23 protein-coding genes are annotated in these 24,535 nt (G+C 68.6%); 7 read left to right on the forward strand and 16 right to left on the reverse strand.

Annotated elements, in window-relative coordinates:
• Window positions 1-10 precede the first annotated feature (10 nt).
• The 7 genes from TTY48_RS06995 to TTY48_RS07025 all read right to left on the reverse strand — a co-directional run bounded on the left by TTY48_RS06995 (window position 11) and on the right by TTY48_RS07025 (window position 8,589).
• The gene (locus TTY48_RS06995) at window positions 11-1,309 is read right to left on the reverse strand and encodes an MFS transporter (protein WP_220656809.1); all 1,299 of its coding nucleotides are present in this window, start codon (window positions 1,307-1,309) and stop codon (window positions 11-13) included.
• A gap of 59 nt (window positions 1,310-1,368) precedes the next feature.
• The gene (locus TTY48_RS07000; protein WP_220656810.1) at window positions 1,369-2,310 is read right to left on the reverse strand and encodes a ketopantoate reductase family protein; all 942 of its coding nucleotides are present in this window, start codon (window positions 2,308-2,310) and stop codon (window positions 1,369-1,371) included.
• The gene (locus TTY48_RS07005) at window positions 2,307-3,605 is read right to left on the reverse strand and encodes a 2-isopropylmalate synthase (protein WP_255585552.1); all 1,299 of its coding nucleotides are present in this window, start codon (window positions 3,603-3,605) and stop codon (window positions 2,307-2,309) included. Before TTY48_RS07005 ends, TTY48_RS07000 begins: the two co-directional genes overlap by 4 nt.
• Window positions 3,606-3,677: 72 nt before the next feature.
• Window positions 3,678-4,886: an MFS transporter gene (locus tag TTY48_RS07010; protein WP_220656811.1), complete on the reverse strand. Its 1,209-nt coding sequence runs from the start codon at window positions 4,884-4,886 to the stop codon at window positions 3,678-3,680.
• Window positions 4,887-5,564: 678 nt separating this feature from the next.
• Window positions 5,565-7,049, reverse strand: a complete 1,485-nt coding sequence (locus TTY48_RS07015; protein WP_220656812.1) for an amino acid permease — start codon at window positions 7,047-7,049, stop codon at window positions 5,565-5,567.
• A gap of 27 nt (window positions 7,050-7,076) precedes the next feature.
• Complete coding sequence (locus tag TTY48_RS07020) at window positions 7,077-8,171, reverse strand: hypothetical protein (RefSeq protein WP_220656813.1); 1,095 nt, start codon at window positions 8,169-8,171, stop codon at window positions 7,077-7,079.
• Window positions 8,172-8,223: 52 nt separating this feature from the next.
• Window positions 8,224-8,589, reverse strand: a complete 366-nt coding sequence (locus TTY48_RS07025; RefSeq protein ID WP_220658489.1) for a PLD nuclease N-terminal domain-containing protein — start codon at window positions 8,587-8,589, stop codon at window positions 8,224-8,226.
• A gap of 77 nt (window positions 8,590-8,666) precedes the next feature.
• On the opposite strand from TTY48_RS07025, the gene TTY48_RS07030 reads away from it, so the two are divergent.
• A complete protein-coding gene (locus tag TTY48_RS07030; RefSeq protein ID WP_220656814.1) occupies window positions 8,667-8,981 on the forward strand; it encodes a hypothetical protein in 315 nt (104 codons plus the stop codon).
• Window positions 8,978-9,751 (forward strand): S-methyl-5'-thioadenosine phosphorylase, encoded by a 774-nt coding sequence (locus TTY48_RS07035; RefSeq protein WP_220656815.1) that lies wholly within the window; start codon window positions 8,978-8,980, stop codon window positions 9,749-9,751. Before TTY48_RS07030 ends, TTY48_RS07035 begins: the two co-directional genes overlap by 4 nt.
• A 49-nt stretch (window positions 9,752-9,800) precedes the next feature.
• Here TTY48_RS07035 and TTY48_RS21450 read toward each other — a convergent pair whose 3' ends face one another.
• The gene (locus TTY48_RS21450) at window positions 9,801-10,583 is read right to left on the reverse strand and encodes a DoxX family membrane protein (protein ID WP_220656816.1); all 783 of its coding nucleotides are present in this window, start codon (window positions 10,581-10,583) and stop codon (window positions 9,801-9,803) included.
• Between the two features lie 107 nt (window positions 10,584-10,690).
• Complete coding sequence (locus TTY48_RS07045; RefSeq protein ID WP_220656817.1) at window positions 10,691-10,900, reverse strand: CsbD family protein; 210 nt, start codon at window positions 10,898-10,900, stop codon at window positions 10,691-10,693.
• Window positions 10,901-11,421: 521 nt separating this feature from the next.
• On the opposite strand from TTY48_RS07045, the gene TTY48_RS07050 reads away from it, so the two are divergent.
• Window positions 11,422-12,585: a DICT sensory domain-containing protein gene (locus tag TTY48_RS07050; RefSeq protein WP_220656818.1), complete on the forward strand. Its 1,164-nt coding sequence runs from the start codon at window positions 11,422-11,424 to the stop codon at window positions 12,583-12,585.
• A gap of 10 nt (window positions 12,586-12,595) precedes the next feature.
• On the opposite strand, the gene TTY48_RS07055 is transcribed toward TTY48_RS07050, so the two are convergent.
• On the reverse strand, window positions 12,596-14,050 hold the full coding sequence (locus TTY48_RS07055) for a catalase (RefSeq protein ID WP_220656819.1): 1,455 nt from the start codon (window positions 14,048-14,050) through the stop codon (window positions 12,596-12,598).
• A gap of 268 nt (window positions 14,051-14,318) precedes the next feature.
• On the opposite strand from TTY48_RS07055, the gene TTY48_RS07060 reads away from it, so the two are divergent.
• Complete coding sequence (locus TTY48_RS07060; RefSeq protein WP_220656820.1) at window positions 14,319-15,869, forward strand: alpha/beta fold hydrolase; 1,551 nt, start codon at window positions 14,319-14,321, stop codon at window positions 15,867-15,869.
• The gene (locus TTY48_RS07065) at window positions 15,869-16,693 is read left to right on the forward strand and encodes a trypsin-like peptidase domain-containing protein (protein WP_220656821.1); all 825 of its coding nucleotides are present in this window, start codon (window positions 15,869-15,871) and stop codon (window positions 16,691-16,693) included. The genes TTY48_RS07060 and TTY48_RS07065 overlap by 1 nt, the downstream gene beginning before the upstream one ends.
• A 23-nt stretch (window positions 16,694-16,716) precedes the next feature.
• Here the strand turns inward: TTY48_RS07065 and TTY48_RS07070 are convergent, their stop codons facing one another.
• Window positions 16,717-17,208 (reverse strand): SRPBCC family protein, encoded by a 492-nt coding sequence (locus TTY48_RS07070; protein WP_220656822.1) that lies wholly within the window; start codon window positions 17,206-17,208, stop codon window positions 16,717-16,719.
• Between the two features lie 17 nt (window positions 17,209-17,225).
• Entirely contained in the window at window positions 17,226-18,611 is a 1,386-nt protein-coding gene (locus TTY48_RS07075) for an aspartate aminotransferase family protein (RefSeq protein ID WP_220656823.1), read from the reverse strand.
• Between the two features lie 148 nt (window positions 18,612-18,759).
• Between TTY48_RS07075 and glsA the strand changes: the two genes are divergently transcribed.
• On the forward strand, window positions 18,760-19,998 hold the full coding sequence (gene glsA, locus TTY48_RS07080; protein WP_220656824.1) for a glutaminase A: 1,239 nt from the start codon (window positions 18,760-18,762) through the stop codon (window positions 19,996-19,998).
• Window positions 19,999-20,021: 23 nt separating this feature from the next.
• A complete protein-coding gene (locus TTY48_RS07085) occupies window positions 20,022-20,519 on the forward strand; it encodes a hypothetical protein (protein WP_220656825.1) in 498 nt (165 codons plus the stop codon).
• A 12-nt stretch (window positions 20,520-20,531) separates the two neighbouring features.
• Here TTY48_RS07085 and TTY48_RS07090 read toward each other — a convergent pair whose 3' ends face one another.
• The 4 genes from TTY48_RS07090 to TTY48_RS07105 form a co-directional block, all read right to left on the reverse strand.
• Window positions 20,532-21,392 carry a M23 family metallopeptidase gene (locus TTY48_RS07090; protein WP_220656826.1) on the reverse strand — a complete coding sequence of 287 codons (861 nt, stop codon included), beginning with the start codon at window positions 21,390-21,392 and terminating at the stop codon, window positions 20,532-20,534.
• A gap of 127 nt (window positions 21,393-21,519) precedes the next feature.
• Window positions 21,520-23,163, reverse strand: coding sequence for a long-chain fatty acid--CoA ligase (locus tag TTY48_RS07095; protein WP_255585553.1), 1,644 nt, complete (start codon window positions 23,161-23,163; stop codon window positions 21,520-21,522).
• Window positions 23,164-23,223: 60 nt separating this feature from the next.
• Complete coding sequence (locus TTY48_RS07100; protein WP_220656827.1) at window positions 23,224-23,994, reverse strand: SDR family oxidoreductase; 771 nt, start codon at window positions 23,992-23,994, stop codon at window positions 23,224-23,226.
• A gap of 54 nt (window positions 23,995-24,048) precedes the next feature.
• Entirely contained in the window at window positions 24,049-24,528 is a 480-nt protein-coding gene (locus tag TTY48_RS07105) for a hypothetical protein (RefSeq protein WP_220656828.1), read from the reverse strand.
• Window positions 24,529-24,535 lie beyond the last annotated feature (7 nt).

The following is a 24,535-nucleotide window of genomic DNA, read 5'->3' on the forward strand; positions in this document are numbered from 1 at the left end:
CTGCACCACGCTACGGGGTAGTTCGGGCACCTTGCGACCTGAGCGCGAGCCGGACCGTGGTCCCCATGACGACGAACACCACCGCGATGACTGAGAACGCGAGCACGGGTGATGCGATGACAGTCGCCGAGCCCAGCACGGCGACCGCGATCACCATGCCGAGTTGCCGCCCGACGTTGAACGTCCCGGCACTGATGCCCGAAGTGCCCGGAGTCGCGAGGGTCATCGCAGCACTACTGAGCGTGGAGGCCAACACCCCGGCCGCCACGCCCAGAACCGCGGTTGCGGCGAGCGCAGCGGGCAGGGAGGAGTCCACGAGGAGGGCGATCGCAAGGGCGGCGCCGGCGCCGATCGCGGGTGCGGTCAGCAGCGAGATCCTATGCCGATCGCGTGGTGCGACGAGCGCGACCACGTTACCGACCAGCCATCCAACGCAACACGGCACCATCAACAGCCCAGCGTCCGCCACATCGACGTGCCGGACCACCTGGAAGTACACCGGAAGCACGACCAGCGAACCGTAGGCAGCGAATTGGTAACAGGTGCCGGAGAACACGGCCGGAGTGAATGCGCGGTTGAACACCACAGGCGGCACCAAGGGCTCGGATGCGACACGGAGGTGCCGGACGAGTGCGATGGCGACCACGACGAGCGCGACCGCACATGAGACGGCCACCTCGACCGCGCCACGGCAGAGTTCGATCAATCCGGCGGCTACGGCCGAGAGGCCGAGCGCCAGGAGCGCCTGGCCGCGCCAGTCGATGTCGCGCCCGCCCGGCTCGCCGTCCCGGACGGAGGGCAGCAACGCGAGTGCCATCGCGGACAGCGGCACATTGCAGAGGAACACTGCCCACCATCCGAGCTGAGAGACGAGGACCGCGGCGAGGATCGGCGAGGCGGCGATGGCGATCCCGCCGACCACCCCCCACACCCCGATTGATCGAGTGCGTCTGTCCAGCTGCGGAATTCGACGGCTGATGACAGACAATGTCATGGGGAGCATGAACCCGGCAGCGGCGCCCTGTCCGATCCGCATCGCAATGAGAACGTCGATGCTCGGCGCGACCGCGCACAGCACCGAGAACACGACGAAGGTGAGCGTCGCCCGGCGGAACACCCGGGTGCTCCCGATTCGGTCGCCGAGCACCCCGGCGATCAACAGGACGGCGCAGAGCGGCACGGTGTAGCCGTCGAGCACCCACTGGCGAGCCACGGTGCCTGCTCCCAGGTCCGCCGCGATCTCCGGCAGCGCAACGTTCACACCGGAGGCGTCGAAGGCCACCATGAAGTTGCCGAGGCTCACCGCCACCACGCCGATCCATCCCAGAGGCGGCGCACCGACTCGTGCCGCCTGCGTAATGGTCGCACTCATCCCGCGCGGGCCGATCGTTCGCCAGGAGCCATTGCGGATAGCACGGTGTGATGTACCGGCACATCGACCCCGAGACGCTCGGCGTACGCCACCACCGCGCCGTTCTGCTCGAACAGCTCCGATCTCCGGCCCGCGCGGAGGTCTCGCTGCATCGACGACGTGGTCGCGGGCTCGAAGCCGAGGTAGACCGCCATACAGGCGGCGACATCGCCATCGGTGATCTCGATTCCCTGCGCCCGTGCGACCGCCGCCACCTCGTGCATCGCCGATTCGACGAGGCCGCGACTTTCCGGGTCCGCCGCCGTTTCCCCCGTCGAACGTCCCGTCAGTGCTCCGACGCCTCCGTACGAGGCCACCAGCATCAACTTTCGCCACAGCGCCCTCGGCATGTCCACATTGACCGTGACGGTCATCCCCGCCTGCTGCAAGGTCGTAGCGAGCCGAGTCAACTCTCGGGTCGGTCGGTCGACCCGATCGACCGGACCGAGCTCGATCACCGCGTCCGCGCCGAGACAGTGGACCGTGAGCGATTCGGTTCGTTGCGCGATCACCACGCAGGTCGCGGCGACGGCGTGCTCCGCCCCCAGCGACTCCGCGATCTCCAGCGGCGCGTCCACCCCGTTCTGCAGGGTGAGCACGAGAGTCTGCGGTCCGATGAGCGGCGCGAGCGATCCTGCCACCTCTTGTACTTGCCACGACTTCACGGCCACGATGACCGCATCCACCGGAACCGCGACATCGTCGAAGGAGTCGATCACCGCCACATCATGACGCCGGACCTGACGGTCGCCGTAGTCGATCGTGATCGGCTCACCCGCAGCGAAGCCGGACACCGCCTCGCCACGAGCGAGCAGGTACACCGTATTGCAGCTCACCCCGGCCAGGGCGCCGGCGCAATAGAGGCCCATCGCCCCCGCACCGACGACAACGATGTTCACGCCGGTACCCGCTCCGCGGCGGAGACCCCCGTGATCTGCTGTCCTCGCGTCGCCAGCACGTCCAGGGCCGCCAGCGGAACGTCCTCCAGGCGGATCATGTCGTCGTACAGACCGCGAATCCTCGCGGCCAGTTCGTCGTATTCGTCGCGCTTCCGGTCGTACAGGGCGTCCATCCGGGCGGAGAGCCGCTGATAGACGGCGTCGACGAGCCCCGGGTCCGACGCCGTCAGCTCATTCATACCGCTCTCGATGAGGATCTGCTTGATGTACGTCGGAAACAGACCGATCTTGTTGAGGAAGTAGTCGACATCGCGCGAGACTCCCAGATAGTCAGGAACATTCACGATTCCGGCGTTCTCGTTCTGTACGAGGAATCCGCTGACCGCGCGGTACGGGTCAGGGGCGGCGAGATACGTGTGCTCTGCGAGTCTCGCAGCATGCGCGAGTCCGTCGAGATCGAGCTCGCCATCGGCGACCGTGATCGAGTTCCGCTGGAAGATCGCGGCAATGCTCTCGATCTCCGGCAGCCCAGCCCGGTTGCCCACGCCGGCGACCCCGCCCTCGACCATCTGGAAGCCGTGGAAGACGGACGTCAGAGAATTGGCGGTCCCGATGCCGAAGTCGTTGTGCCCGTGCAGATAGAAAGTGATATCTGGGTTGTCGCGTACCAGGTTGGCGGCGAGAATCGCCGTGGTGTCCGGGACGAGCGTCCCTACCGAGTCATTGATCCGGATCAGCTCGATCCCCTGGGCTCGGCACCGGTCGATCTGCGCCATCAGATGCTGGTACTCATGCTCGTCGACAGTGGTCGAGAACGCATTGAGCAGACTCGAGCGGAAACGGCGGATTCCGATGCCGCGGAGGCGATCCACGACCCGCTCGAACAGATGTTGCTGACTGTCGATCTCGATCATGCCGAGACTGACATAGATGCGATCGCGATACTCCAGCGGCAGGTCCCGCTCCAGCGTCGCGATCAGCGGCTCCCAGGTCTTGAGCGTGAGATTGAACGAGAACTGCGCCGACGCGGGGATCCTTCCCATCAGATGCTGCGAGTCGAGAACGCTCCGAACGAATCTCGCCTCCTCTAGACCGGAGCCCACGTCGATGTCCGTGACCCCCGCCGCGGTGATCGCCTCGATGAGTCGAAGTTTGCGGTCGTCACCCGCGCCGAACGGCGCGCGTTCGCCGCCTTCCCGGATGGTCTCGTCCGAGATCGCCTTGATTTCGAAGTCCTCGTATCGGGCCTGATGCCCTGTGGGAAAAGACAATGCAGACATCACCACTCCGTTCATGATTGTGAACCCTCCCACCTCAGTGAACACCCGGGGGACCGGAGCGGCAACTCGTGCGAAGTGAGATCGTCGTCACACCACCGTGCGACGCGTGGTCACGGCCACCGTGATCGCCAAGACGATCAGCGGGAGTGCGATGGCGACGGACACGGAGAGCGAACTGCGCAGGTGCAGCGCCTCGACGACCACCGAGTACACCGCACCGGAGGCCATCTGCACGAAGAAGAACAACCCAGCCCCCACACCTTGGGCCTTGAGGTCCAGTTCCAGCAGCCCGCCCTGGGAGAACGGAATCGCAGCCCCGACGCCGAGGAATCCGACAGCGAGTGGCAGGACGACGGCGGCGGGGTTGTGCACGCCGATCGCCGCGAGGATCACCAGGGCGGCGGCACCGAGTACCGACCCAACCGCGCCGATGCGCACGGCCCGCACCGTCGACGAGGCACGCCGGATCAACACGCTGCCGGCGATGTAGCCGACTGCGGGGACGATCAGCAGGAGTCCGTACTGCAATTCCGAGGCGCCGTGCAGTTCCTGGAGTACGAACGCGGATTGTTCAATGAACAGGAAGTACCCCATCCACGCCAGCGAGATCACTACGGCGTTTCGGTGGAACCCTTTCCGGCCCAGCGCTTCGCCGATACCACGACCGATCGCCCGCGGCGTCGGCGACACCGGGGACGCGGGTGGGGACGCGGGGACGAGCAACAGGAAGGCGGCGGCGAGAATCACCCCGAGCGCCGCGAGTCCCATGAACAGTGCGCGCCATGCCAGCACCTGCACCAGCGCGGACCCGAGGAAGGGCGAGAGCGCCGGGGTCGCGGCGATCACGATCGACAGCGAGGTGAGCAGCTGCATCCTGGCGTCGGCCGGGTACCTGCGCTGAATCACCAAGCGACACAGCACTGTCGCGGAGGTTCCGCCCAGCGCCTGGACGAACCGCGCGGCGGCGAGCACGCCGACGTTCGGTGCCACAGCGGCCGCCACGCCTCCTGCGGCGAACAGCAGCAGCCCCAGCGCCTGGAGGGCGCGAGCGTCGAAGCGGTCGGCCAGGATGCCGGCGGCGAACATCGAGACCGCGTATCCGGCCATGTACCCGGACAGGGTGAGCTGCACGGCCGCGACCGTGGTGTGCAGATCGATGGCCATCTGCGGGATCGACGGGTTGAGCAGGCTGAGGCCGAGTTGCGGCGCCGTGACCGCCACGAGCAGCATGACGGTGGTCCACCGCCGCGGAGTGGTAGCCGCGGCGGCTTCCTTGTCGACGATCCCGACTGACATCACAGATCACGCCCCCTCGAACCGATTGCCTGCGCCCCCGCTGAACCGAACCCTGCTTTTCATACTGCCTGAAAGTAAACAATTGGTGTCCGGTGACGCTCCACCGCCGAATCTGTGCGCTCGGAGGACGCGAAGCCCGCGATCGGCTCCGGCGCACACGGAGACCGGTCACGGCCGAGGGACGGGCCTCCGAGGCACCTCAGCGTCATCGGAAACACGGAACTCGGTCGCACTGCGCAGTGCCGGGAGCAGAGCCCACAACTCGTCACCCGGACATTCCGTAGGCCGGCGATCTTCGACCAGTCGCGGTGTCCGCTGATCGACCATTGCTGCCACGCCTCCATTTCGTGATCGCACCGCTCACCGGAAGGCACGCCGAAACGTCTGACGAACCACTGCCCGAGCAGGTTTCGTGCACGACGCCGCGCGCATGAACCCCAGTTTGCGGGAGCTCTCCCACACCCGTCACCGCCGGCTTCATGAACACTCCCGCCGCACCGAGGGCGCACACACAACGCATCGTCGCGCCGCACATTCAGATCTGGTTCGAAACCATCAGTGGCCCAGGCTGATCAACCGGTTCGTCAGCTCCCAAACCTGCCCGAGTGCGGCGATGCCGCAACGACCGATTGTGTGATCAACAACATAGTGTGCAGAAAGGGGCCTCACGGGCCCTGCCTACCGCCTCTTGTCGCGGGGACTGGGCCGCTCCGCGACCACCGGGAAGGTGCCGGTGTATCCGTCGCGCGCGGCGGCGGCCTCGGCGACGCGGCCGCGCACCAGGAACCAGCCGCCGACGAGCATCGGGATCAGCACCAGCAGGCTGGCGACGGTCCAGGTGCCGATCGGGGTGTCGAAGGCCATGAGCACCAGGACGAGCACGAGGAAGGCCAGGGTGATGTAGCCGGTGTACGGGGCGCCGAACAGCCGGTACGCCGGCCGCTCGATCCGGCCCGCCTGCGATTCGTGGTACAGCTTCAGCTGGCACAGCACGATCGTGGCCCAGGCGCCGAGAATGCCCAGCGCCGAGATGTTGAGCACGATCTCGAAGGCCTGCCCGGGGTTGAAGGCGTTGAGCAGCACGCCGCCCAGCGTGAACACGCAGGTGAGCAGGATGCCGCCGTAGGGCACGCCGTTGCCGGACATGCGGGAGGTGAACTTCGGCGCGCTGCCGTTGACCGACATCGAGCGCAGGATGCGGCCGGTGGAGTACAGGCCCGCGTTGAGCGAGGACAGCGCGGCGGTGATCACCACGAGGTTCATGATCGAACCGGCCTCGCTGAATCCGAGCTTGGAGAAGAACGTGACGAACGGGCTCTCCCCGTCCTTGTACGACGACCACGGCAGCAGCAGGGCGAGCAGCAGCAGCGAGCCGCAGTAGAAGATGGCGATCCGGAAGATCACGGTGTTGATCGCCTTGGGCATCACCTTGCGGGGGTTCTCCGTCTCCCCCGCCGCGGTGCCCACGAGTTCGACCGCCGCGTACGCGAAGACCACGCCGGAGGTGACCACCGCCAAGGGCAGGACCCCGTGCGGGAACCAGCCGCCGTTGTCCGTGATCACCGACAGGCCGGTGCGCTGGCCCTCGATGGTGAACCGTCCGCTCAGGAAGATCGTGCCGACCAGCAGGAAGGCGGTGAGCGCCACGACCTTCACCAGGGCGGCCCAGAACTCGAGCTCGCCGAAGAGCTTGACCGAGATGAGATTCATGGTGAGCACCACCGCCAGCGCCATGAGCGCGAAGGCCCACTGCGGGATCACCCGCAGCGGCCCCCAGAAGTGCAGGTACAGCGCGATCGCGGTGGAGTCGACGATGGAGGTCATGGCCCAGTTCAGGAAGTACAGCCAGCCGGCGACGTACGCCGCCTTCTCGCCGTAGAACTCCCGCGCGTAGGAGACGAACGAGCCCGACGAGGGCCGGTGCAGCACCAGCTCGCCCATCGCACGCAGGATGAAGAAGACGAAGACGCCGCAGATCCCGTACACCAGGAACAGTCCCGGACCGGCGGAGTTGAGTCGGCCGCCCGCGCCGAGGAACAGGCCGGTGCCGATGGCACCGCCGATCGCGATCATCTGCAATTGTCGAGGCGTGAGGGACTTCTGATAGCCCTCGTCCTCGGCGCCGAGTGCGTGGTCGGCGCTCACGTTCTGGTCGGTAGACACCGAGCCATTGTGCGTTACTGAGATTTACTACGCATTCCGGGTGCCGTATTCGGCGTCGTCGGCCACCATCCACACCTGAACGGCGCCGGAGCTGGAGGTGTCCGCCGCGGCGCGCTCGAGCTCCGGTCCGAGTTCCTCGTTCCGGATCCGCTGGTCCACGTACAACAGCGTGTTCACCGAGGCCAGGAAGGGCAGCGTCATCACCTGCCCCGCTGCCGAGCCCAGAACGATCAGGGCCGTCGGCAGCACGTCTCCGGCACCCAGCGCGGTGGGCGACAGCCAGCGCGCCGAGTACCAGAACGGCAACCACACGGCGATCCCGATCGCGTACGCGATCAGATAGCTGAGGACCAGGCGCGACAGGATGCGGCGGTATCCGGGCCGCTGCAGGTCGAACGCGCGGCTGAGCGCACCGATCGACCCGCGCCGCTCCAGCATCACGACCGACGTCGCTATGGCCATGAAGGGCCACATCGCCAGGATCGTGAGCACCGCCCCGATCACTGCGATCACCGCGATGAGTCCGGCGCGGTCCGGCCCCACGGCGATCGCGCCCAGGATCGCGACGGCGACAGCGGCCGCGACCGGGAGCAGGAGCAGGACGATGTCGAGCACACCGAGCGCCACCAGCGTGTGCATGCGCCGCCCCGCCGACAGCAGGGCCGTGACCGTGTGGGTCTTGCGGCCGAGCACGGCGCGGGCCACGCTGATGGTCACCACGCCCGTCACGAGCAGTGTGCCGGCGGTCCCGAACGCGGAGTTCGCCATGGACCAGCCGGAACCGAGACCGGTGAGCGAGAGCACCTGCGCCACGTCGGCATCGGCACGGGGATCGCCGATCCTGGTGCCGCGTGCCACGAACAGCAGCTGCGTGGCGATCGAGACCACACTCATCACCGCGACGATCACCGCGGTGAGCCCGAACATCACCCGGGGGTTCGCGCGAAGCGCGTGGGCCGCGCCCAGGAAGAGATCGACGATCCGCAGCGGTGCGAGGGGGATGAGCGGTGGCAGCAGTGCGATGACCGCTTCCACCGCGGCTTCCATTGCATCGTCTGCCGCGTCATCAGCAGCATCGTCATCGTCCCGGCGGCGCGTGGCCTCCGCTTCGTCGCCGGTCACAGTGACATGATGGGGGCGAATGCCGAATCGCACAAGCATTCGCCCATCAAGATCAGTCCTTCGACTCGGGCTCGTCGCCCAGGTTGCGCGCGTCGAGGCCCTTGGCCTTGCGGCGCTGCTCCTCCGCGCGCTCGCGGCACTGCCGCAGGAAATCGTCGTCGTCATCGGGATATTGCGCGATGTGCCGACCGCGGCGCTCGTACTCCGGGAAGCCGGTGGCGCGGGTGGGCGCACCGGTGACGGCCCCGACGGGGCGGCCGAGCAGGAACCAGATGAGCGAGCCCGCGAGTGGGATCAGGATGACCACGATGAGCCAGCCGAACTTGGGCAGATGCCGTACGCGGTACTCGTCCGCGACGATCACGTCGATCAGCGCCGCCACCCACAGCAGCAGCACGATGGGCCCCAGGTACACCATCTCAACCCCCAAGATCACGCAAACGGATAGCCGATGCTACCTCGGCTGTACCGCTCCGTTCCACCTATCCTGGCAGCATGAGTGACCTGAGCTGGCCCGCCGCCCGGATCCTGGGCCGTGCGGCGATCCGTGGACACCTGGAACTCAGCGATACCCACCTGCGGTTCCGCCCCGCGGGGATGGCCGCGAAGCTGCAGGGCACGCCCTTCGCCGTCCAACTGCGGCACCTCGCCGGCGCCGGCGTCACCGAGACCTCCGGCGGATTCCTGCGCCGCGGGCGCCAGCGCCTCTGCGTGACGCTGGGGGACGCCTCCGAGCAGGTCTTCGACATCCCGCGCCCGGACGATGTGGCCGCCACCATCCGCGAGCGGATCCCGGGGGCCGCGGCATGACGGCGCCGATCGCCGTGATCGGCGGCACCGGCCTGTACCGCTTCCTGGACGGCGCGACGCAGACGCGCACCGTCGAGACACCGTACGGAGCGACCAGCGCGCCGATCACGCTGGGCGAGGTGGCCGGGCGGCAGGTGGCCTTCCTTCCCCGGCACGGGCTGCACCACGAATTCTCGCCGCACACCGTGCCCTACCGCGCGAACCTCTGGGCTCTGCACAGCCTGGGCGTGCGGAAGGTCTTGGCGCCGTGCGCAGTCGGCAGCCTGGATCCGGCGCTCGGCCCCGGCACGATCGTGGTCCCGGACCAGTTGGTGGACCGGACCACGAGCCGCACGTCCACCTACTTCGACGGTGGCGGCGTGCACGTGAGCTTCGCCGATCCGTACTGCCCGACGCTCCGGGCCGCGGCGGCGCCGCGCGCCGATCGCGACGGCGCCACCATGGTGGTGATCGAGGGACCGCGATTCTCCACCCGCGCCGAGAGCCGTTGGTACGCCGCACAGGGCTGGGAGCTGGTGAACATGACCGGACTCCCGGAGGCGGCGCTGGCCCGCGAACTGAAGCTCTGCTATGCCTCCATCGCCCTGGTCACCGATCTGGACGCGGGCATCGAAGCGGGCGAAGGCGTGCACGCCGACGATGTACTGCAGCAGTTCGCCGCCAACCTGCCGCGCCTCACCGAGGTCCTCACCGAGACGATCGCCGCGATCTCCCCCGGGGACGAGTGCACGTGCGCGGCAGGCGATCACGATCTCTCATCGCTGCAGTAGCCGGTCGACGACGCCCCTGTCCCCGGGGTGAGCGGAGCTCGGCGAGGTTTCAGCCGCGCCTGCGCCGCGATGCGATCTCGTCCTGCGCCGCCTCCGCGGCCTCGCGAACCTGGTCGACGTACCGCGGGGCACGCTCCTGGGCGCTGGCGACGAGGCGCTGCGCCCCGTCCTTGACCTGATCCGCGTATTCGGGAGCGTGCTCGCGCAGGTCGGTCAACGTCTCGGACGCCGCCGCGGAGATCCGTGCCGCCCGCGTGCTCGCGGCGTCGGCGAGGGTGGCGACGGCGTCGTGCGCCTTCTCCCGCACCTCCGCGGCGCGATCGCCGAGGTCGGGACCGGCCTCGTCGGTGCCGGGCGTGAGGGCGGCGACGGTGGCCGAGGCGCGATCGGCGGCATGCCGGCCGGCCCGCTTGGTGCGCCAGAGGACGCCCGGCTCCCCCTCGGTATCGAAGCCGGCGATGATGAGCCCGCCGATGAGCGAGAGGTTCTTGAGGAAGTGGACCGTCGCCTCCTGTCGGGCCGCCGGATCGGATTCGGCCCAGAACCGGTTCTCCGTCGCGGTGGTGGCGGCGAGGGTGCCGGCGAGCGTCAGGGCGCTCAGCCGCGGCAGCCGGCCCAGTGCGAGGAGGGTGCCACCGCCGAGCTGGGCGCCGCCGAGGGCGCGCGCCCACGTGGTGGGGCTGGCGGGCAGCGGCGCGTCGGGGAAGGCCTCCTGGGCCTTGTGGACCACACCGGCCGAGGAATCCGCTCTCTCGGCGGGGCGGAGCAGGGTGTTCACACCCGAGTAGATGAAGTACGACCCGAGCAGGGGCCGGGCGATGCGGCGAATCATGGGGACTTCCTTCTGTTCTCGTACGGACGATGGGGAGGTCCTGCAGGTGCCGGCGCCCCGGTGGGAGGAATCGCCACCGGGGCGTCCGGCACGCCGAGGGCGGAGCCTTACTTGCCGCTGAGCTTGTCCTTCACCGCATCGACGCCGCCCTTGACCGCGTCGGCGACCTCGGCGACCTTCTCCTTGATCTGGGCCTCGACCTGGTCGGCCTTGCCCTCGGTCTTGAGATCCTCGTCGCCGGTGACCGCGCCCGCGGCCTCCTTCGCCCGGCCCTTGAGATCCTCGGCCTTGTTCTGCGCGTCATCAGAGATCGACATGTTCAATCCTCCTGCTGTTGTGAATCTTTCACGAACGTGCGGGTGACTCTTCGCACACCGGCGCCGGCCCTACAGCCACTCGGCGAACAACTGCCCGGTATCCACCTCGGACACCTCCGGTGACTTGATTCGCTCCGGTGAGCGCTGGCCGCCCCGGCACTTCCACGCTAAGCGCGTCGAACGCTCCTTCGCCAGTCGCCTTCGCACTCCAGGGCCCCGTCACGGCGATGATCAATCCACCTTGGATCGATTTTGCGATGACCGGCATGCGCGCTGAATCAGCTGTATTCCAATCGAATTCAGAAACCCCTCCACCGGACCGTCGTTCGATTCGTTATCGCCTCGTTATCACGTACCGATTTCGTAACCCTCGCCGAATCGACTGGCGTCGCGAGCCGCGCGCGGGCACGATCGATGCAGACGGGATGCGAGGCGCATCGCGCTGTGAACTGTGATTGACTCAGCTGGTGAAGCGAGCCTTTCCGCTGCCGGTCCGCGAAGTGGCCGGGATCGAGGTGGAAATGACTTTCGCCCCTGTGCGCCGGTTGTCGGACGGTGCGCTGGCCGCCGTGGAACTGCAACTCCACGGGACGGCCGGGAGCGCTTTGGAGTCCGCGCATGAGGCGCGCAGAGCGATGCGACTGCTGGAGCAGAAGGATCGACTGGATACGGCCAAGGCGCAGTCGGCAGCAGACCCGTCCGCCACGGCGCTGGCCCGGGCCGTTCCGCTCATCGTCGCGCTCGACGCCTTCGCCCTGGACGATGTGCTCGCCGCGCATCCCGTGGATGCCGGGCAGCGCGTCGTCGTCTCCGTCTCGTCCCGCCTGTTCATCGACTCCCCGCACGAGACCATGGCGGCGATCTCGTCGGCCCGCGACAAGGGCTTCACCATCTGCCTCGAGGTCGGCGGCGACGATGAGCACGCCCTCGCCTTCCTGGCGTTGATCGAGCCCGATCTGGTGCTCACCGCCCCGGACCTGCTGCGCACCCCGCTCGCCGCGGAAGCCGCCAGTACCGCGCACGCGCTGGCGGCCCACACCGAGCGCTCGCACGCCGTCATCATCGCCGAGGGCGTCGACGACGAGGCGACTCGAGCCGTGGCCGAGACGATCGGGGCCGACTACGGCATCGGCGCACTGTATCCCCCGCAACCCGCGGAGGAGCTCGTCGCGGAACAGCTCGTCGCGCTCCCGCCGCACCCGGTGTGGGCGTCGCCGGACAGCGGGCCGACAACGCCCTACGCCCTGGCCACCCGCGACAACTCGGCTCGCCGTGGAACCAAGCGGGTGCTCGTCGAGATGAGCAAGGCCCTTGAAGCGCAGGCCGGCGCGATCGGTGCATCGATGATCGCCGTGGGCACGTTCCAACACCGGCGGCACTTCACCGAGCGCACCTCGGCACGCTGGCAGGCACTCTCGGAGGCGATCGGGTTCGCCGGGATCTACGGCGCGGAGATCACGCCGATCCGGGAGGGCAACATCCACCGGGCACCACTGAATCCCGGCGACCCGCTGGTCGACGAGTGGACCGTCGCGATCCTCGGGCCGCACTTCAGTGCCCTCATCGCGGCCAAGGACTTCCACGACAACGGCCCGGACCTCGAGCGCACCTTCGACTTCATCCAGACCTTCGACCGCCTCACCGTGGTCCAGGCCGTGCGCAGCGTCCTCAGCCGCTTCGAATAGCCGCCCGCGGTCAGCTCGCGCCGGCCTCGACCGCGCGCTCGATCCGCGCTCCGGTCTCGGGATCGATGTTCTTCCAGTACTCGAAGGCGCGCTGGAGCACGGGCTGGCTCACCCCGTCGAGGAGGTGGCCGGCCACGTTGTCGACGAGGCGCTCGCGGGCGGCATCGTCCATCACATCGCGAATCAGCGTGCGGGGCTGGGAGAAGTCGTCGTCCTCGGGGTGGTCGACGTAGGCGGTGCGCACGATCTCCCCGTCCGCGGCCCACTGCGGCTCCGCCTGCCCGGGGTAGTCCGCGCTGGGGCCGCCCTTCGAATTCGGGGCGTACACCGGGTCCCGCACCGGATCGATGCGCATGGCACCGTCCTTGGAGTAGCTGCGCACCTCGTTGCGGGGCGCGTTCACCGGGATCTGCTTGTAGTTCGCTCCGAGCCGCGCGCGGTGCGCATCGGCGTAGGCGAAGACACGCCCCAGCAGCATCCGGTCGGGGCTGAGCCCGATCCCCGGAACGAGGTTGTTCGGTTCGAACGCCGCCTGCTCGATCTGTGCGTGATTGTCGGTCGGGTTCGTGTGCAGCGTCATCTTCCCGACCTCCTGCAGCGGGTAGTCGCTGTGCGGCCACACCTTGGTCAGGTCGAACGGGTTGTACCGGTAGGTCTTCGCGTCCTCGAAGGGCATGATCTGCACCTTGAGCGTCCAGCTCGGGTGGTCTCCGTCGCGGATCGCATCGAACAGATCCCGCACGTGGAAATCGCCGTCGGCGCCTGCCAGGCGGTCCGCCTCGTCCTGTGTCAGGTGCTCGACACCCTGATCGGAGATGAAGTGGTACTTCACCCAGTGCTTGACGCCGGTGCCGTTCACCCACAGGTAGGTGTGCGAGCCGTAGCCGTTCATGTGCCGCCAGCTCTTCGGGATGCCGCGGTCGCCCATGAGCCAGGTGACCTGGTGGGAGGACTCCGGCGAGAGGGTCCAGAAGTCCCACTGCATGTCGTGGTCGCGCAGGTTGTTGTCGGCGCGGCGCTTCTGCGACCGGATGAAGTGCTGGAACTTCAACGGATCCTTGATGAAGAAGACCGGCGTGTTGTTGCCGACCAGGTCGTAGACGCCCTCGTCGGTGTAGAACTTCAGCGCGAAACCCCGAGGGTCGCGCCAGGTGTCCGCGCTACCGCGCTCCCCGGCCACGGTGGAGAACCGGGCCACCATGTCCGTCCGGGCGCCCTGCTGGAACAGTGAGGCGCACGTGTAATCCGATACGTCGGCGGTGGTTTCGAAAGTGCCGAAAGCACCGCTGCCCTTCGCGTGCGGCTGCCGCTCGGGGATGCGCTCGCGATTGAACTGCGCCATCTGCTCGATCAGATAGTGGTCGTGCAGCACGATCGGTCCGCCGGCGCCGACGGTGAGCGAATGCTGGTCACTGCCCGCCGGGGCCCCGGAGTCGGTGGTGGTGTAGTTGCGATGATCCGTCATGGCTTCTCCTCCACTGATGAGCGGGGACGGCCGATGAGCCGAAGGAAGCGCTGCGGTCCGGGCTGTCGGAGAGCTGAGCAGTGCGTCGATCGACCGGTCGGGCTTAGGCCGTTCCCACAACCTGTTATACATCCGACCCTACCGGAACGATCGAAGGCGTGCGTCGAATGCAATTGCATGACAATCGATCACGGTTCCGACCAACCTATTACCCTGCTGTTACTCGGATACGACACTCCCGATGCCGGCGCGCGGAACGCTCACGAGCATGGAACTCCGCCGATACCGTGTCAGAGCGATCGCCGCCGTCGCGGTCCTGCTGTCCACCACCGCGGCCCCACTCACGGTCTCCGCCGCACCACTGAGCGCGGAGCCTCCGCCCGACCCCGGCCTGCGCACGTGCTCGGAGGTCGTCCCGGGCTTCGGCGACGACGTGAAGAAGTACCAGCTGTCCCCCGAGCTCGCGGCCGAGTTGGAGTGCGGGTTCCTCGATGTGCCCGTCGATTACGCCAAGCCCGACGGCCCCACCACCAAGGTCGCCTTCTCCCGTCTGCCGGCCTCCGATCCGGGCCGCAGCCGCGGGGTCCTCATGACCCACAGCGGCGGCCCCGGCGGACCGTCGCTCACCTATCCGATCGAGCTGGCGTCCCGGCCGATCGGCGAGGTGGTCCGCGAATACGACACCGTGAGCCTGGACTACCGGGGCCTCGGCAAGAGCGATCCGTACCTCTGCGGGGCCCCGCCGAGCGAGGGCACCGACGACCCGACCGAGGCCCGGTTCCGCGCCGAGGCCGCCGCGAAGGCCGCCGCGAATCAGGCTGTGGCCCGGTGCCAACCCGACTTCACCCGCACGCTGACCACACCGACGATCGCGCGCGACATCGACCGCATCCGCGATCGCCTGAAGGTGGACAAGGTGGCCTTCTACGGCGTCTCCTACGGCACCGTCGTGGGGATGACCTACCGCGCCCTCTTCGACGATCGCGTATCCCGCATGTGGCTCGACTCCCCCGTGGACCCGGAGATGACCGCCGCGGGCGCGAAACGCTCCGACTACGACACCGACGCGATGCTGCGCGACAAACTCCTCGATGAACTGGCGGCGCAGAACGCCGCGTACGGGTTCGGAGCCACCGCCGACGACGTCCGACGGACCGTTCTCCGGCTCGCCGACGATGCGGTGCGCCGGATCGACGCCGCATCCGGTGCCGGGCCCCGCGCCGATCGCACCACGGTGATCGACACCATCATGTCCGGCCGGGCCATCGACGCGGCCAATGATCTCCTGCAGATCCGCGACGGCGGCCTTCCCTCGGCGCTGACATCGGGGAAGAGCGACCCGGCCACGCCCGCCCCGATTCCCGCACCCCCCGCCACCGTCGACGTGGCGCCCGGCGAGGGAGACACCTACCTGCCCATCTACTGCGGCTTCACCGCGGGCGGGCGCGATGCCGACGAGACCTGGTCGCAGTACACCCGACTGCGGTCCGAGGTACCGAAGGATTCCCTGGCAGCGGCACCGACCTACCCCAGCACGATCTGCCTCGGATGGCCCTACCCCGCCGACCGCCCCGACTGGGGATCGATCACCAGCTCCAGCCCCCTCATGCTCGGCGGGCACCGCTACGAACGCTCCACTCCGTACTCGTGGGCCACCAACGCCAAAAAGGTGCTGCGCGGATCCCTGCTCACCGTGAACGACGGGCGGCACAGCGGCACCATCTTCACGCAGTGCGGCGCCGACCGCATCACGCAGTTCCTGCGCGGCGGTGATGCCCGTGACGGCGAATGTCTCACCGAGGAAGGGAAACTCCAGTGATGATCACCCGGACCCGCACGGCCCTGGCCGCGTTCGGCGTCGCCCTGTTCGCGATCAGCGCGTGCGGCACGGCAGGCGAGAGCGCCTCGGTCGAGACGGCGACGGATCCGACGAGCACCGTCGGACTGGCTTCTTTCGACGGGGGCTGCGCCGGCTCGGTCGTGGCCGTCGACGGTGCGCGGCCGTCCGACGCCGCCCTGTTCCTCACCAATGGGCACTGCGATACCGATCGCGCCGTGTACGGGCGCGCCAATGTCGACCAACCCGGGCAGGCTTCGGCGGTGATCTCCACCGGCTCCGCTACCCCCGGGGTCGCGGCCCAGGTGGACCGCCGCCTCTACTGGACCATGACCGGCACCGATGTCGCGCTGTTCCGACTCCAGCGGACCTACGGCGATCTCGCGGATCGCGGCATCAAACCCTTCCGCCTCAGCGACCGCAGGCCCGAGACGGGCGAGCGGATCACCGTCGCCACTCCCACCAAGCCCTACCGCTGCACGGTGGCGCGCACCGTCCCCACGGTGATGGAGATGGGTCTGCAGACGAACGATGTGCTCGCCTACAGCCCGGAGTGCGACACGGTGGCGGGCACCTCGGGTGCGCCGGTACTGGACGAGAAGGCGCAGATCATCGGGATCAACAACTCGCACAACACCTCCGGCGGGCAGTGCACCCGGAACGAGCCCTGCGAGGTGAGCCGGGAGGGCGTCGTCACGGTGAGCCGGGGAACCGGCTACGCGCCACCGGTGCGCGGCCTGGTCTCCTGCCTCACCGGCACCCGACTCGACCTCGGCAAGGTGGGGTGCTCCCTACCGAAGCCGTGATCGGGACCAGGACCAGGACGGGCTTAGGCCGATCCCAGGTACTTCTCGGTGTCGCGCTGCAGCCACTTCACCACGAGCCCCACGGGCAGTCCGCTGAGCCCGATCACCTTGGCGCCGCCGACCGGCTCGATGAGCAGCGTCCAGGTGAACAGCGATCCCCCCTCGGGCAGCGCCTCCACCCGGTACTTCTCGGCGAGCCGGGAGAGGCCGGGTGCGGTCGCGGACTGCACGTAGAAGGCCTTCTCGCAGAGGTCCTCCGACTCCTCCCAGGAGTAGAAGATCTCGTCGGCGCTGATACCGGGACCGAGCGTCACGGTGCGGGTGGAGCCCGCGGCGAAGGGCCGCGGGCTGGTCCACTCGATCTTGCGGATCCCGTTGCACCAGTGCAGCGGGGTATCGGAGGTCAGCTCGCCCCACACCCACTCGACGGGGCGCGCCGACCGCACGGAGAACTCGTAGACGCCGGGGTTCCCCGGGGTCAGATCGGCGGGCAGGACGGGTTTGAGAGCGGGCATGACGTCTCCTGGCTCGGTCAGACGGTGTGCGCGTCGGCCACGTTCAGCGCGTCGTCGATGATCGCCAGGCCCTCACGGGCCTCGTCGACGGAGACGTTGCACGGCGGCACCACGTGGATGCGGTTGTAGTTGGCGAAGGGCAGCAGGCCACCCTTCTTGAGGGCCGCGATGGTCTCGTTCATCGCGGGGCTGCTGCCACCGTACGGCGCGAGCGGCTCACGCGTGTCCCGATCGCGGACCAGCTCGATCGCGAAGAAGACGCCCTCGCCGCGCACATCGCCCACGGACGGGTGCTTGGCCTTGAACTCCTCGAGGGTCGGCCGGATCACCTCGTCGCCGATCTGCGCGGCGTTCTCCACCATGCGCTCCTCGGTCATGGCGTTGATGGTCGCGACCGCCGAGGCGGTGGCGAGCGGGTGGCCCGAGTAGGTGAGGCCGCCCGGGTAGGGCTTGTCGGCGAAGGTGGCGGCGATCTCCGCGCCGATCGCGACGCCGCCGAGCGGGACGTATCCGCTGTTCACGCCCTTGGCGAAGGTCAGCAGATCGGGCACCACGGGGCCGGCGGCGGTGGCGCCGTGCTCGATGGCGAACCACTTGCCGGTGCGGCCGAAGCCGGACATCACCTCGTCGGCGATCATGACGATGCCGTACTTGGTGCACAGCTCGCGCACGCCCGCCAGGTAGCCGGGCGGGGGCACCATGATGCCGGGGGTGCCGGGGATGGACTCGAGGATGATCGCCGCGATGGTGCCGGGGCCCTCGAGCACGATGGTGCGCTCCAGGTGCTCGAGCGCCCGCTGGCTCTCCTGCTCCTCGGTCTCGGCGTAGAAGGAGCTGCGGTACAGGAACGGCCCGTCGAAGTGCGCGACCGCCTGGGCGCCGTGGTCGTTGGCGAACCGGCGGGTGTCGCCGGTGACGTTGATCGACAGCTCGGTGCCGCCGTGGTAGCTGCGGTAGCGGCTGAGCACCTTCTGCCGGCCGGTGTGCACGCGCGCCATCCGGATGGCGTGCTCGTTGGCGTCCGCACCGCCGTTGGTGAAGAAGACCTTGTCCAGATCGCCGGGGGTGCGCTCGGCGATGAGGCGGGCGGCCTCGCTGCGGGCCTCGTTGACGTGCTGCGGCGCGATGGTGCAGATCTTCGCGGCCTGCTCGGCGATCGCGGCCACGACCTTCGGGTGCTGGTGCCCGATGTTGGTGTTCACCATCTGTGAGCTGAAGTCGAGCAGCTTGTTGCCCTGCCCGTCCCACACGTAGGAGCCCTCGGTGGCGACGATCGTCATCGGGTTGATCTGGGCCTGGGCCGACCAGGAGTGGAAGACGTGCGCGCGGTCCAGCTCGTGGGCGCGCGCTCCGGCGGCGGTCGCCTCGTCGATGGTCCTGCCGTCGGGTAGCAGTTCAGTCATATCAATTTCTCCATGTAATTCGACGGCGATATCGGCTGGTCTGCGCTGCTCACCTGGGTTTCGTCGCGGTACGTAGCACGATACTCACCTCTGTCGCAGAGCTACGGACCGGCCAGCGTCCACCGGACATCTTCGCTAGCTTCGAGGTATGCCTGAGCAAACGATCGGCGATTCCATCAGCACCGACAACCCCGTCAACGCCGCCATGGCACGCGTGCTCGACGACGTGCGCCGGGAGGACCACCCCGGCCACGTGGCCGACTACATCCCGCAGCTGGCGAAGGTCGACCCGGACCAGTTCGGCATCGCGGCCGTATCGGTGCGCGGGCACAGCTACGCCACCGGCGACTACCGGGTGCAGTTCACCATCCAGTCGATGTCCAAGCCCTTCGTGTACGCCCTGGCGCTGCAGGAGCTGGGCACCACCGCGGTGTGCGAGCGGATCGGTGTCGAGCCCAGCGGCGAGGCCTTCAACGCGATCAGCTTCGACCCGTCGGGCCGCCCGGAGAATCCGCTCATCAACGCCGGCGCGATCGTGTCCACTTCGCTCATCCCCGCGGACAGCGGCCCCGAACGCTACGAGAAGATCCGGGCGGGCCTGTCTCGCTTCGCCGGCCGCGATCTCGAACTCGACGAGTCGGTGTACAAGTCCGAGTCCGAGACCGGCTTCCGCAATCTGGCGCTCGCCGCACTCGCGAAATCGACCAATGCCCTGCGGGTCCCGGTCGAGGACGCGCTCGATCCGTACTTCCGGCAGTGCTCGCTGCTGGTCGATGCGCACGACATCGCCGTCATGGGCGCCACCCTGGCGAACGGCGGGGTGAACCCGTGCACCGGCGAACGCGTGGTGGACACCGTGGTGGCCCGGCACACCCTGTCGGTGATGACGGGGTGCGGCATGTACGACCGGTCCGGCGCGTGGATGTGCTCGGTGGGCATCCCGGCCAAGTCCGGCGTCGGCGGCGGCATCGTCGCGGCGGCCCCGGGCGAGTACGGCGTGGGCGTCTTCTCGCCGCCGCTCGACGAGGCCGGGAACTCGGCGCGCGGGGTGGCGGTGCTGCAGAAGATGAGCAGTGAGTTCGGCCTGCACCTGCTGGACCGCCCGATGACACCGGTGAGCGCGCTGGAGAGCATCACCACCGATCCGTCGACGGGCCACATCACGCTGAAGCTGCGTGGCGAGGTGGACTTCGTGGCGGTCGAGGAGGTGGTGCACGAGGCGCTGCGCGCAGGCCGCGTGCAGCAGGGCAACACGGTGATCCTCGACCTCACCAACGCCACCCGGATCAGCGTCGTCTCGGCGTACCTGATCAACCAGCTCGTCGCCGACGTGGGCTACGGGGCCCGCGTGGTCATCGTCGACCCGTCGGGCCTGCTGCCCGGCTAGCCACCGAGACCAGGGGGAACGTCATGGGATGGAACGTATCGATTCTGCACATCGCGGCACCGGGACCGGACGCGGGAGGCGCCCTGATCCTCGGCGACGACCGGCGGCAGGACCCGGCGGGCGACGACGACGCCTGGGCGGGCACCGTCGGCGCCGGCACCGCGGTGGTGAGCGGCGGCGTGCTCGATCCGGATGCGGTGCAACGGTTCGCCGCGCAGGTCGGCGTACCGGTCACCAGCGTGATGATCGGGAACACCGGCGGCGCCTACGGCATCGAGGTCTTCCGCGACGGTGCCCTGGTGCGCCGCGTGGGTGAGACGGACGACGGCTTCTCCGATCAGTCGGGGACACCGCTGCCGCAGGAGTCCGCTCCCGAGGTGGTGGGCGAGAAGCACTCGGAGGACCGGTATTTCGCGCTCTTCGCCGCGATCGCCGGGATCGACGATCTGCGCTTCCTCACGGACGCGGACTTCGCCCGGGTGCTGGCGCCGGAGCTGACCTTCGACCTCGACGAGGGCTGATGGGGCGTCCGCCTACCCGGGGCGGGCGACCAGCAGCTCACCGTCGGCCGGCACCCCGGGGTACGGGTCGCTCGGCGGTGCCGCGGTCACACCGTCGGGCAGGTCGGCGTCCGCAGGTTCGACCGCGACATCGCGCAGTCGCAGCGGCAGCCCGAGCGCGATGCTCACGGATGTGCGGTCCATGAGCTGCGCGTGCACGTGCGGCACCGAGGAGTTACCGGAGTTGCCGCACGCCGCGATCACCTCGCCCGCGCGCACCCGGTCCCCCACGCGCACCCGCAGCGATCCCCGGCGCAGGTGCGCCACCATGGCGAAGGCACCGTCGTCGGATCGCACGATCACGTGGTTGCCCACGATCCATCCCGGACCCCCGAGCTCGCGGATCACGCCTTCGAGCATCAGGTAGGCCGTCGCGAGTTTCGATGTGCGGCACCGGTGGTCGCGCCGCCACCCGGACGCCCGGACCACCTCGCCGTCGACCATCGCGTGCACGGGGTCGCCGAAGCCTGCGATGGTGTCCGGCCGCGCCCACCCGGTGCCCCAGTCCGTGCCGCCCTCGTCGGGCCATCGCGCGAGGTCGATCGCATAGGCCTGCCCGTAGGCCCGGACCCCGTGGCTCGGGACCCTGCTCGACGGGCTGTTCACCGCGAGCCAGCGCCCGCCGACCGGCGAAGCGACGGTGCGGGACGGATCGTCCTCGGCCTCGACCGGCCGGGAGAAGCCCGCCACCACCCCGATCGCGGCTGCGACCGCGGCGACGCCGGCGATCTGCGGATCGGTGGTGAGGATCGCCGATGCCAGGAAGACCAGCGCACCGGCGAGGACCAGGACGGTGCGCCAGCGGTAGGCGGTGGTCCACAGCTGCGCGAACATCCCGACTCCAATCATCCGTAATTCCGGATTTTCAGACTATCAGACGGGGGGCCGCGCCGCCCGGGCCCCAGGACGACGAAGCCCGCGACAGTCTGCGCGACTGTCGCGGGCTTCGTCGATCCGTCGATCAGGCGCGCGAATCGACCACCGGGTAGGCGTCGTCGGCGTACTCGGCGCGGATCAGCTTCTTGTCGAACTTGCCCACCGAGGTCTTCGGCACCTCGGCGACGAAGGCCCAGCGCTCCGGAATCTGCCACTTGGGCAACAGATCCGCGAGGAAGGCGCGCTGCTTCTCGGCGTCCGCATCGGCCGGGTCCTTCACCACGGCCAGCACGAAGGGGCGCTCGTCCCACTTGTCGTCGGGCACGCCGACCACTGCGGCCTCGGCGATCGTCGGGTTGCTCATCACGGTGTTCTCCAGCTCGACGGAGCTGATCCACTCGCCACCGGTCTTGATCATGTCCTTGGTGCGGTCGCGGATGGTCATGAAGCCGTCGGGGCTGATGCTCGCGACATCGCCGGTGCGCAGCCAGCCGTCGTGGAACTTGGACTCGTCCACCACGTTCCCCTCGGGCGAGTAGTAGGCGCCGGTGATCCAGGGGCCGCGCACCTCGAGCTCGCCGGAGGACTCGCCGTCCCAGGGCTGCTCGTTGCCCTCGTCGTCGATGAGCCGCGCCTGCACCGAGGCCGGGAAGCGGCCCTGCGTGACGCGGTAGGCGAATTCCTTGTCCTCGTCCTCGATGCCGAAGGGCGGCCGCGAGACCGAACCGAGCGGCGAGGTCTCCGTCATGCCCCAGGCGTGCACGATGCGGGTGCCCAGCTTGTCGAAGGCCCGGATCATCGACGGGGGCACGGCGGCACCGCCGACGACCACCTCACGCAGGTGCGAGATGTCCTGCGGCGTCGCGGCGAGCTGCGCGGCCACGCCCTGCCAGATGGTGGGCACGGCGGCGGCGAAGGTGGGCTTCGCGGCGGCCATGATCTGCAGCAGCGGCTCCGGCTGCAGGAAGCGGTCGGGCATCACCAGGGTGATGCCGCCCATCATCGCGGCGTAGGGCAGGCCCCACGACATCACGTGGAACATCGGGACGATGGCGAGCACCGAATCCGCGTTGCCCAGAGACATTCCCGAGCTGGAGTTGACCTGCATCGAGTGCAGCCAGATGCTGCGGTGGCTGTAGACCACGCCCTTGGGGTCGCCCGTGGTGCCCGAGGTGTAACACATGACCGCCGGGTCGCGCTCGTCGATCTCGGGCCAGTCGAAGGTCGTCGGCTCACCGTCGAGCAGCTCGTCGAGGCTGTGCACGGTGATGCCCTCGGGCGCCTCCAGCGCCTCCTTCGGGCCGTTCGTCACGATCACGTGCTGCACGTTCGGGGTGGCGGCGATGTACTTCGAGAGCAGCGGCGCGACCGAGGCGTCCACCAGGATCACCTTGTCGTCGGCCTGCTTGATGATGAAGACGGCCTGCTCGGGCGAGAGTCGCAGGTTCAGCGTGTGCAGCACCGCACCCATCGCGGGCACGCCCGCGTAGGCCACCTGGTGCTCGTTGTTGTTCCACATGAAGGTGGCCACGCGATCGCCGCGCTGCACGCCCAGCTTGGTGAGCGCGTGCGCCAGCTGCGCCGCCTTGTCGCCGATCTCGGCGAACGAGGCGTCGCGGAGCTCGGTACCGGTCCAGGTGGTGATCTTGGCCTCGGGGAAAACGCGGCGGCTGTACTCGACGAGCCGAGCGATGCTCAGCTCACCATCCTGCATCGTGGTCGCAATCACGGTGGGGTGGACTCCTTCTGACGAAGATCTCGACGAAATCTGGTGCGGGCCGGCCGGCTGTTACTGGCTGGTGATCCGGTTGATCAGGCGCACGATGGCGCGCGGTGCGAATTTACTCGAATTGGACAGCACCGTGGTGAGAGTTCCGACGGAATAGTGCACGCGCGGAAGGTACGGCAGTTGCACACCGGGGTGCACCGAGTTCCACACCTGATCGGCCACCTCCTCGGGGGTGATGTTCACTCCGAGGGTGCGGGTGCTCTTCGCGTCGGTCTCGGCGAGCGCGGTCTTGGCCCACAGCGGCCAGATCGCGACCACCCGGATCCCGTGCTTCTCCCACTCGAGTTCGAGCGCCTCGGTGAAACCGGAGACGTAGAACTTGGCGGCGCTGTAGGTAGCGATGCCCGGCTGGCCGTAGATCGCCGAGGCCGAGCTGATGTTCACCAGGTGGGCGCCCTTCACCCCGGTGAGGTAGGGCAGGGCGGCTTTCGCACCGTAGGTGACGCCGAGCGCGTCGATGTCGATCTGCAGCTTGATCTGCTCGGGGGTGATCTCGTCGAGGTCGCCGCTGAACAGGACGCCGGCGTTGTTGTCGAGCACGGTGAGGGTGCCGCCGGTGTGGGTGGCGAAGTCGGCGAGGGCCTGCTCCCACTGCCGGAAGTCGCGGACGTCCAGCGTGCCGGTCACGATCTCCGGGTGCTCCGCCTTGAGTTCATCGAGTGCGGTCTGGTTGACGTCGTACACGCCGACGGTCCAGCCCTCGGACAGGAAGCGCAGAGCGGTGGCACGGCCGATTCCGGACGCGCCTCCGGAGATGAAGATCGATGGCATGGCCACCAACCTACCTGCCGGTCAGGGCACGGTAAAGGCCCTACTGAACAACACTCAATTAGGTGCGGTCCGGGTCAGGCCCGCCAGGAGATCCCAGGTGCGCTGCTGCGCGCGGCGACCGCCGAGATCGGTCTGGGTGACGCACAGCTCGGTGGCACCGGCATCGACGTACCTGCGCAGCCCGGCCGCCACCTCGTCCTCGTCGCCGATGAGCGCGAGGCCGATCGGGTGCGCGGCTCCCTCGGCCGCCAGCACCGACCGGTACGAGGGGATGGTGGCGTAGAAATCCAGTGCGGGACGGACGATCTCGCGCACGCCGTCGGCATCGTCGGTCACGATCGCGACCACTCCCGCCACCACCCGGCGCGGTGCCCCACCGGATCCGGCGAGCAGGCCCGGCACCACCCGGTCCGCGATGGTGCGCGGGCCGGTCAGGAACGGGATCGAGCCGTCGGCAAGCTCGGCCACGTGGTTCGCAGCGCCCTCGCGCTGCCACAGTGCGACGCCGATGTCCACGCTCAGCCGGGAGGTCATGCCGCCC

This window comes from Tsukamurella sp. TY48 (assembly GCF_019656655.1).
GTDB classification, from domain to species: Bacteria; Actinomycetota; Actinomycetes; order Mycobacteriales; family Mycobacteriaceae; genus Tsukamurella; species Tsukamurella strandjordii.